General features: G+C 41.8%; 10 protein-coding genes. 7 read left to right on the top strand and 3 right to left on the bottom strand.

Annotated features, from left to right (window positions below; genetic code table 11):
- Positions 1 to 418 precede the first annotated feature (418 nt).
- A complete protein-coding gene (locus QXV08_RS07375) occupies positions 419 to 1,615 on the top strand; it encodes an RNA-guided endonuclease TnpB family protein (protein WP_342791440.1) in 1,197 nt (398 codons plus the stop codon).
- A 430-nt stretch (positions 1,616 to 2,045) separates the two neighbouring features.
- On the opposite strand, the gene QXV08_RS07370 is transcribed toward QXV08_RS07375, so the two are convergent.
- Positions 2,046 to 2,216, bottom strand: a complete 171-nt coding sequence (locus QXV08_RS07370) for a hypothetical protein (RefSeq protein ID WP_342821464.1) — start codon at positions 2,214 to 2,216, stop codon at positions 2,046 to 2,048.
- A 261-nt stretch (positions 2,217 to 2,477) separates the two neighbouring features.
- A complete protein-coding gene (locus QXV08_RS07365; protein ID WP_342821463.1) occupies positions 2,478 to 3,047 on the bottom strand; it encodes a hypothetical protein in 570 nt (189 codons plus the stop codon).
- Positions 3,048 to 3,116: 69 nt separating this feature from the next.
- Here QXV08_RS07365 and trpA point away from each other — a divergent pair, with 69 nt between their 5' ends.
- The 3 genes from trpA to QXV08_RS07350 are packed head-to-tail and all read left to right on the top strand — an operon-like array spanning position 3,117 to position 4,543.
- The gene (trpA, locus tag QXV08_RS07360) at positions 3,117 to 3,848 is read left to right on the top strand and encodes a tryptophan synthase subunit alpha (protein WP_342821462.1); all 732 of its coding nucleotides are present in this window, start codon (positions 3,117 to 3,119) and stop codon (positions 3,846 to 3,848) included.
- The gene (locus tag QXV08_RS07355; RefSeq protein ID WP_342821461.1) at positions 3,838 to 4,215 is read left to right on the top strand and encodes a hypothetical protein; all 378 of its coding nucleotides are present in this window, start codon (positions 3,838 to 3,840) and stop codon (positions 4,213 to 4,215) included. The genes trpA and QXV08_RS07355 overlap by 11 nt, the downstream gene beginning before the upstream one ends.
- A gap of 4 nt (positions 4,216 to 4,219) precedes the next feature.
- Positions 4,220 to 4,543 carry a hypothetical protein gene (locus QXV08_RS07350; protein WP_342783432.1) on the top strand — a complete coding sequence of 108 codons (324 nt, stop codon included), beginning with the start codon at positions 4,220 to 4,222 and terminating at the stop codon, positions 4,541 to 4,543.
- A gap of 516 nt (positions 4,544 to 5,059) precedes the next feature.
- Here the strand turns inward: QXV08_RS07350 and QXV08_RS07345 are convergent.
- Positions 5,060 to 5,419 (bottom strand): ABC transporter permease, encoded by a 360-nt coding sequence (locus QXV08_RS07345; RefSeq protein WP_342821460.1) that lies wholly within the window; start codon positions 5,417 to 5,419, stop codon positions 5,060 to 5,062.
- Between the two features lie 99 nt (positions 5,420 to 5,518).
- On the opposite strand from QXV08_RS07345, the gene QXV08_RS07340 reads away from it, so the two are divergent.
- From QXV08_RS07340 to QXV08_RS07330, 3 genes are read left to right on the top strand one after another with little or no spacing between them, the layout of a single operon-like run.
- The gene (locus tag QXV08_RS07340) at positions 5,519 to 6,631 is read left to right on the top strand and encodes a DUF917 domain-containing protein (protein ID WP_342784536.1); all 1,113 of its coding nucleotides are present in this window, start codon (positions 5,519 to 5,521) and stop codon (positions 6,629 to 6,631) included.
- A complete protein-coding gene (locus QXV08_RS07335) occupies positions 6,628 to 7,296 on the top strand; it encodes an aspartate/glutamate racemase family protein (RefSeq protein ID WP_342784538.1) in 669 nt (222 codons plus the stop codon). The genes QXV08_RS07340 and QXV08_RS07335 overlap by 4 nt, the downstream gene beginning before the upstream one ends.
- An 18-nt stretch (positions 7,297 to 7,314) precedes the next feature.
- The gene (locus tag QXV08_RS07330; RefSeq protein ID WP_342821459.1) at positions 7,315 to 8,373 is read left to right on the top strand and encodes an aminopeptidase; all 1,059 of its coding nucleotides are present in this window, start codon (positions 7,315 to 7,317) and stop codon (positions 8,371 to 8,373) included.
- Positions 8,374 to 8,453: the final 80 nt, after the last annotated feature.

Here is an 8,453-nt window from a genome sequence, read left to right as displayed (position 1 = left end):
AGGAAGTATACAAGTCGGTGTTGCTATAGTATTTCATAGGATAACCCGTTACTATGAAGATAGGGTATAGTTACTTTAACTAATTACTGCAGCCGTGGCAAAATTTATATGACTGCATATAAAAGCACATGCTCTTCGTGGCTTAGCTTATGTTCCCATCTGATTGTTTTTAATCACTTTCTTCTATTACCACTACCTTGACTTTCTTTCCGTGTAGTTTTGATAGCTTTTCTTGGTATTCTTTTGGTGGGTATATTAGGAACTTTTTGCCTGTCTTGACTATTTTTCCTTCAAATACGTATATCGAGACCATATAAACCCTTGTTAGTGCTAGGATACAAGGGCTTATAAGCTTGTGTACTAATCTCATAGTTTGTGAGTACCGATGAAGGCGTTTATCCGCCTAGGCTGTAGGTGGATGCCTGAGGGTGCATACCACAAGTCCCTCAAGACTGAAGCAGAGGTTGTTGATGGAGATATAAATGATTTGCTGTGGGACTTGGCAGTACATAGGCATGCCCTGCAGAAAGTCGTAGACGCCTTGTGGGACTTGGATAAGCTTCCTAGGAGGAGCCAGTTGCATCAAATGTTCTACCAAATGCTAAGAGAATACGGCTTTAGAGCGCATGTGGCTAGAAATATCTACAGCTATGCATTGGCTCTAGTCAAAGCCGCTAAAAACAGCAATGGCGATAAGCCAAGTGTCAGAAAACTGTCTGCTAGACTAGACTACCAGGATGCAAGAGTAGAGCTGGACAAAGGAGTTGTCAAAGTTGTTTTGAGAAACAAGCATTATATACTGAGGCTGAAGCACAGGAGAGGGTACATCGATAGATTTAGGAATTTAAAGTGGAAAGAGGTTCACGTGAAGTATGAGAATAAGAAAATATATGTCAGCATAGTCTTCGAGGTTAGGTACAAGCCGTATACACCAAGAGGTTTAACAGCAGTTGATGTGAATCTGAGGATTGTTACAACATTTGATGGCTCTGAGGCTAGAAGGTATAGAACAAGATTTGTCGAGGCATTGAGTAAGAGGGCTAGAGCTGAAGAGATTCAGAAGAGGTATCCTAAGAGGTGGAGATACAACGAGAGGATTCTAAACAGGGTTAGAGCTCTACACAGAAGAGCTAGGAACATCATCAACGATTATTGCTGGAAACTAGCAAAGGAGATTGTAGTTAAAGCGTATAGACAAAGGCATGCTATTGCCTTGGAAGACCTAGAGTACTTGAGGAACTCTATTAATGGCAAAAGCAATGGTGTTAAGTGGAAGCTAACACTATTTGCTTATAGAAGACTTCAGCATGCAGTTATGTTAAAAGCGATTGAGTATAGCATTCCAATACTCATTATAGACCCTAGGAACACCTCATCTACATGCCCAAGATGCGGCTCTAGGCTAGTCTATGTACATAGACTGGCAATCTGCAGGAAATGCGGATTCAAAAGAGACAGAGATTTTGTTGGAGCAATAAACATCTACCTACGGGGGATGTGGGGAAGCATCGGGTCTTCCCCCAACGGGGATGGAATGAAGAATGAAACCCGACAAACCACCCCAAACAGAGATGAGCCGATGACCACCTATATAAAATCATATACAAGCATATAAAGAGGTGAACCCCTGCTCCTGCAATAGCTATAATTTCCTAGTCCGCTAAAACATAAAGCAGGTGTCTTGCAATCCAGTTAAACTTTTTTATGGAGAAGATAATTCTTTGGCGTGGCGACCGGGATTTGAACCCGGTTAGAACTGCTATACAATCAAAGTTCCTAGGATGTATGAGATCTTTACAAGAGCAAGCAATAAGGTTTTCTCAAAAGTTAAATGCTTTATTGTAGTATACGGCCCTAACTGAGAATTTCTAGTTCATGCAAAGTTTTGTAATTTATCATGTCTTCTTAGAGAGAATGGTCTACCGTGGGAAAGAGCTAATGAAGAAAGACACTATACCTCCTAGATCTAAAGAGGCGAATCTAAATGAACATAGGAGGTGTAGAGATGCTTAATCTATGGGATGACATGTCAAGGTCTCTCCAAACTATTTAGCCCTCTTCTTTTTCTCAAACCTTTGTACTATTGGCATTACAATAGACATAAACGCTGCCCACACAAGGGCTTGAAGTATTGAGTAGTTGAGTGGCTGTGGCTCTATATACCTCACATAGTGTGGGAGAATACTTAATACTAGCACATAAACAGGGATTGCCACAATAAGACCGCTAATAAACCACAAAACACATAATTTGATATATAATTTCAATTGAAAAAGCTCCACCTTACCACCTCAGCCAAGTGGATAGCTTAGCGAATATCCTAAGACCACCAAGCCAACAACCAATTTTGGTGAGTAGAGGCCCAGTAGCGGCGCATATTGCAACATTCAAAGACAGTTCCTCACCCAAAAACCGTCGCGCCATACAACACACCACCTAAATATTAAAATTAATAGAGTGTTGTCTTTGTATACAAATCATTTGTTTTGTTGCATATGTCTAGAATCCCATTGTGTATATCCATATTTCTTGAATTTCCTCAATAACCTGTGTGCTAAGGTTGCTCCTTCACCAATCAACAGCCTTCTATATCTCAATGCATAGAGGCAAAATACAAACATTCCAAAGAGGGAAATTGGTAGCAAAATAACATTGTCATTTATATCCATATTAAATATCCTCTCCAATGCAAATGCTGCATTTCGTGCAAATATGAATGACGCTAAGGCAAGGGTGGGAAAGGCTAATAAAAAGATTTTAGGATTAATCCTTCCAGAAACATAAAGCCAGGGAACCACCATAAATATATACGTTACGGACATCGCTATAAACAGAAATACTGAAAAAGCTGTCCAATACCCAAAAGCCTTTATCAAAAGCCATGAAAACCAAGGGAATAAGAAAAACACAGCAGCAAAACATACAGCAACACTAAGAGCAACATATGCTACAATAACTTTATCAGAAGTCATTTCTCTAGAGGCTAAGAAAAGGAATGAGAAGACTGTGATACTATTCAATATGAGTGGCCATGGACTGCTCGACATAGACAACTACAGGTCTATGATGATGAGGTATGGAAGGCTGTAGCGAGGAAGAGGACTGGTGGTCTGTCTATGAAGAGGATACTCGTAGCTTATACCACACTTGGCTATCCATCAAAAGAGAGGTTCCTAGAGTTTGTTTCAAAGGCTGGGAAATTTGGCGCAGACTATCTAGAGATTGGCATACCCCCAAGCTTTGCAAAATATGATGGGCCTGCTATTAGGAGAAGCTATGAACATGTCAAGAAACTTGGCATAGACACTAGAGAAACTCTTAGGGCTGCAGCTAAAAATGCTAGTGCACCCATTATAGCATTGACCTACCTAGACGACTATGCAACCACGCTAAACAGATTTGCTGAAGAGTTGAGCAGTATCGGTATAGAGTATCTTCTTCTGCCAGATCTGCTAATAGACTATCTAGACTCCTACAAAGAGGTTCTAGAGACTCTTAGAGCCTGTGGTGTGAAGCCCACACTATTTGTATCGTCTTCAATGCCCGATAGACTCATAGAGGAGGTTTCAAAACATTCAGAGCCGTTTCTATACCTCGGCATAAGACCGGCTACAGGTATTCCGATTCCCGTTGACCCTGTCGTCGTGGTCAGAAGGGTTAGAAAACTTGTTGGCAACACTCTTGTTGTCGGCTTTGGGCTATCTATAGACGACATAGCTAATGCTGTGAACGCTGGGGCAGACGGCATTGCTGTTGGGACGGCGATTATAGAGGCTATTGAGAGGGGTGGTATTGAGGAGGCATTCAAGTTGTTGACCAAGCTTAGAGGTGTCCTCAATGAGCTATAACACAGCTCTTAGAAGGGTTGTGGAAGGCTATAGCCTGTCTGAGGAAGAGGCTAGAGAGCTGGCAACAGGCATAATAAACGGTGCAATACCAGACGTCATCGTATCGGCTATTCTAGTCGCTTTGCGAATGAAGGGAGAGTCGCCTGAGGAGATCGTGGGGTTCGCCAAGGCTATGAGGGAAAAGGCTCTGAGGATAGAGGCTAGCCATGCAATCGATGTTGTTGGCACAGGTGGGGATGGGATCAGCACACTAAATGTTAGCACAGCCACAGCCATTCTAACATCAATTGTTTATCCAGTTGCCAAGCACGGGAATAGAGCTGTTAGCGGTAGAAGTGGTGCAGCAGATGTTCTAGATAAGTGGTGATATGATGACCCTCGATTACCTCGTGATAATGGATAGGGTCTTGGTTAGGCAGAGGACTGTGATAGGGGAGTCCACTAGGTACTTCAAGGTCTACTTACCCATGGAGTTCAACGATCTCTGGGAGAGGCTGAAGGCGAGTAAGAGGTTGGTCGACGTCATTGTCTTCCTCCCATCGGAGGTCGACTACGTCGACAAGGTTTTGATGTCGAAGAGGGAGATTGTGAGGGAGAACGAGAGGTACAAGATCTACCTCTCGAAGAGGTACAACAGCATCTGGGAGAAACTTGACGGGAAGACCGTCGACCTCCTCATCGTTTTCTGCAAGTGAGTTTAGATGTTCATGTTTATTCTTAATTGAGAGTATTATCATGGCTTCATCCCATGTTTCATGATTCAAGCCGGCTTCATGAAACATGACTCTATAGAGACCCAGGCCTGCGGAGCCGGAGGACCCGGGTTCAAATCCCGGCGGGCCCGTTGCTTTAATATCCTACCCAAACACATGAACGCCCTTACGGGCTTATAGGTTTATTCTCAGAATCCGTGGGAACAACCCAGATAACCAAGAAAACCAAAACGAAATAACCCATGGACGGTCTTGAATTCTAGGCATATTAACTATATGATTGCCGATGAATTGAACGATTTCCTCAGCACTCTCAATAACTTATAATCACATTTCTTGCCTTGACTTTAAAAACATCCTATCTACGTAAATAACGATTATTAGTGCGAGCAGCATCTTAGCAAGGTCTACTCATACATCGTTGAGGCCAGCACCGTATATCACAATGTCCTTAATAGTGTCAATAACCCATGTGAAAGAGGAGTAGTCGGCCATCAATTACAACCACGAGGGTAACCACGTTCTGGGAAACCATATTCCCGCAGTGAAAGACAGTATTGATCCAAGTGCAGAACCGAGGCTTGCACCACCTCTCAATGTTTTGGTAAATAGCGAGAGAACAAGACCTATTCCGATGCTCATAAAGGCCGCCGCAATAAGGATTAGTGGTATGAGCCAGTGAGCTGGATTAGCAGGGTTAAACGATATGTTCCTACCCCCAATGTATACTTCTGCTAGCAGTATTATGGGGGCTGATATGAGTAAAACAATGATGCTTGACAATATTAGCGCGGTGATTAGCACAAGCCTGAACTCAGAGTTCGAATACAACCATATGTGAAGGTGGGACAAGTACATGATGTAATAGTGACTTTAAAGTAGGCGATACAAACCTATAAAAAACAAACTTATAAAAAATTTTAGAAAACTTGAACTACTTTCACATGGGTGTGAAGTTTGTGGTCCATAGCTAGTGTTGATGATGCCGAAAAGCTAGTTCTAGGAGCAACAATCCTTGGTACTGGTGGTGGAGGTGATCCCAAAGAAGGTCTCTTGCTACTTAAAAGTGTTTTAGAGGAGGGTAAAGTAATCAGTATTGTTAGCCTTGATGAACTACCAGATGGTGGTGTAGTTGTTGTTCCATACTACGTGGGATCAATAGCACCGGGTTTAAAGCCTAAGAAAAATATCAAGGTACCCAATGCTATCAATAAAGCATTTGAAGTTATGGAGAGGGAATTAGGTGTAAAAGTAGTAGGTGTTGTGGCTAGCGAGCTTGGAGGTGCTAATACCCCTGTAGCTTTAAGCATTGCAGCTAGACTAGGAATACCGGCAGTGGATGGAGATCTTCTCGGCAGAGCTGCTCCAGAACTGCATCAATGTACAGTTCACATATTTGGAATTCCGATGTATCCCTCAGTAATAGTCTCAGAAACAGGCAATGTAGTTTTAGTAAAAGAATATGCTGATATAGATGATTATGAGGCAATAGCCAGATATCTTTCAGTACTTAGTGGTAGATATGTAGCAGTGGTTGATACACCAATGAAGAAAACAGAAGCTAAGAAGGCAGTTATTAGTGCTACGCTCTCAAAATGTTTTAGACTCGGATCAAATGTGTTGAAAGCTAGAGCTGAGAAACGTAACCCTGTGGCTACAATTGCCAGAGTACTCGAAGGTTGGGTTGTATTTAAAGGTATCGTTGAAAGCTATAAGTGGCGTGATGAAGCAGGCTTCTTAAAAGGCGAGGTTACTATTAGAGGTATTAATGCGTACAGAAATAGAGTTCTTAGAAGCTGGATCATGAATGAACATATCATGGTATGGCTTGACGATAAGCCGCTCGTAATGCCACCAGACCTGTTCATACTAGTAACAGATGATGGCACACCCATAACAAACGCAGACCTAAAGGAAGGTATGATTGTTAATGGAATAGCAGCAAAAGCACCTAATATTTGGAGAACTCAGCGTGGTCTTGAATTATTTGGTCCAAGACATTTTGGGTTCGATTACGACTACGTACCCGTTGAAGAACTAGTAAAAGAATGCGGTGTTCTTCTGCAATGAGAATACTTGTTATAAACCCTGTAGGGCACTCCACGTGGAACGAAGCTGATAAAGCATTATACGAGAGATTTTTACCTTTGGATATAGAAGTGGATGTTATGTCTCTTCCAAGGGGGCCTCCAACTGTTGAAACGGTCGAAGCTTATCTAGAAGCCTCTCGCCTAGTTGTAGAAGTTGGTAGAACCGTAGTTAGTAAGTACAATGGTATAATCATTAACTGCTTTCTAGATCCTGGCGTAGAGGAGTTAAGACGTGAAACCAAAAGTATAGTGCTAGGTACTGGTGAATCCTCTCTAACACTAGCTAATTTATATGGACGTCCAATATATGTCTTAACCGTAAGCTTAAGCAAAGAAACCCTTGATCTGATGCGGAAGAAAATTCATAGATTCAATTTGGGGGAATACTTTGTTGGCATAGTTAGTGTTCCTATTAGAGTTACAGATATTGACAAAGATAGAAACAGGGCGAGTGAACTACTACTAAATACCATGAAGATCATTCTCTCCAAGGAAAGTAGAGCTGTTTTTGTACTTGGATGTACAGGTTTTGGTGGTATGGCTGAAGAGCTAGAGGACGAAATTAAGATTCCGGTAGTAGATCCAGTTAAGGCAAGTGCACTTTTAATAACGAGTCTATTAAAACTCACAAAGCATCATATTTAGAGAAGAAGCACGAATCAAATGGGCGATCTTATGAGGTATTTAGACTACGAGCTTGTACATGCTGCATACAAATTAGTGAAGGATGTACTTAAAGTGTCTACTGGAGACGAGGTTGTTATAACAATAGATACAGCTGGTGATTGGAATGTAGCGGAGGCAACAGCAGAAGCAGCAACAATAGTGGGTGCAAAACCGGTTATAGTACTCCACCAAACACCTATAGGCGTTGGAATGGCTACTGATAAGTATCTACCCGTCAAAACGCTCACAGCTATATTAAGAGAAGCTGATGTCTGGATAGAATACAACAGAAACTGGCTACTTTACTCAACACCTTACTGGAAAGCTATTGAAACAGGTAAGGTAAAGTATATGTGTCTTGTGGGTATGTACAGTGACATGATGGTTAGAACGATTGGTAGAGTGGACTTGAACACCATATACACCTTTCAGAGAAAGTTAGCAAGCATAACAAAAAAGTGCAAGAAAATGCGAATAACAAGTCCAGCTGGCATGAACGTGGAGATCGAAAATGATCCAGCTCGACCTGTTCTCGTGGAAGGTGAAGTAGATGGACCCGGTGAGTATATGTTGTTCGGTCAAGTGGATTGGGCACCTATAGAAGATAGTATAAATGGGGTATTAGTATTTGACGGTTCTATATGGCCTCCCGAAGAACTTGGCATCTTAAAAACTCCTATAAAGCTCCATGTAGTTGAAGGTAAAATTAAGAAAATCGAAGGCGGTTACGAAGCAAAACTCTTTGAAAAGTGGATTAAGTCATTTAATGATGAGAAAATGCTGAACATAGCTCACATATCCTATGGCTGTAACCCAGGAGCAAAGCTCTCCGGTAATATACTGGAGGATGAAAGAGTGTGGGGTGTTGTTGAATGGGGTATTGGATCGCAATCCCCAACATTTAAGGGAAAGCTAGGACCTGCGTCTTCACATACGGATGGAGTTTGCTTAAATCCAACAGTGGAATGTGATGGTGAATTGATAATAGTTAACGGCGAGTACGTGCATGGAGATCTCATTGAACTAGCCATGCTTTTAAGAACTGGCACAAGATGAAACATTGTTATGAAACTACATGATAGCACTAATTTGATGAATATGGTGTTTTCTCCATAACATTTAAATACCCTCAATAG

The sequence above is a fragment of the Desulfurococcus sp. genome (assembly GCF_038881575.1).
Classification (GTDB): Archaea; Thermoproteota; Thermoprotei_A; order Sulfolobales; family Desulfurococcaceae; genus Desulfurococcus.
Note: the sequence above shows the minus strand (reverse complement) of the source record. Positions and strands in the feature narration are given on the sequence as shown.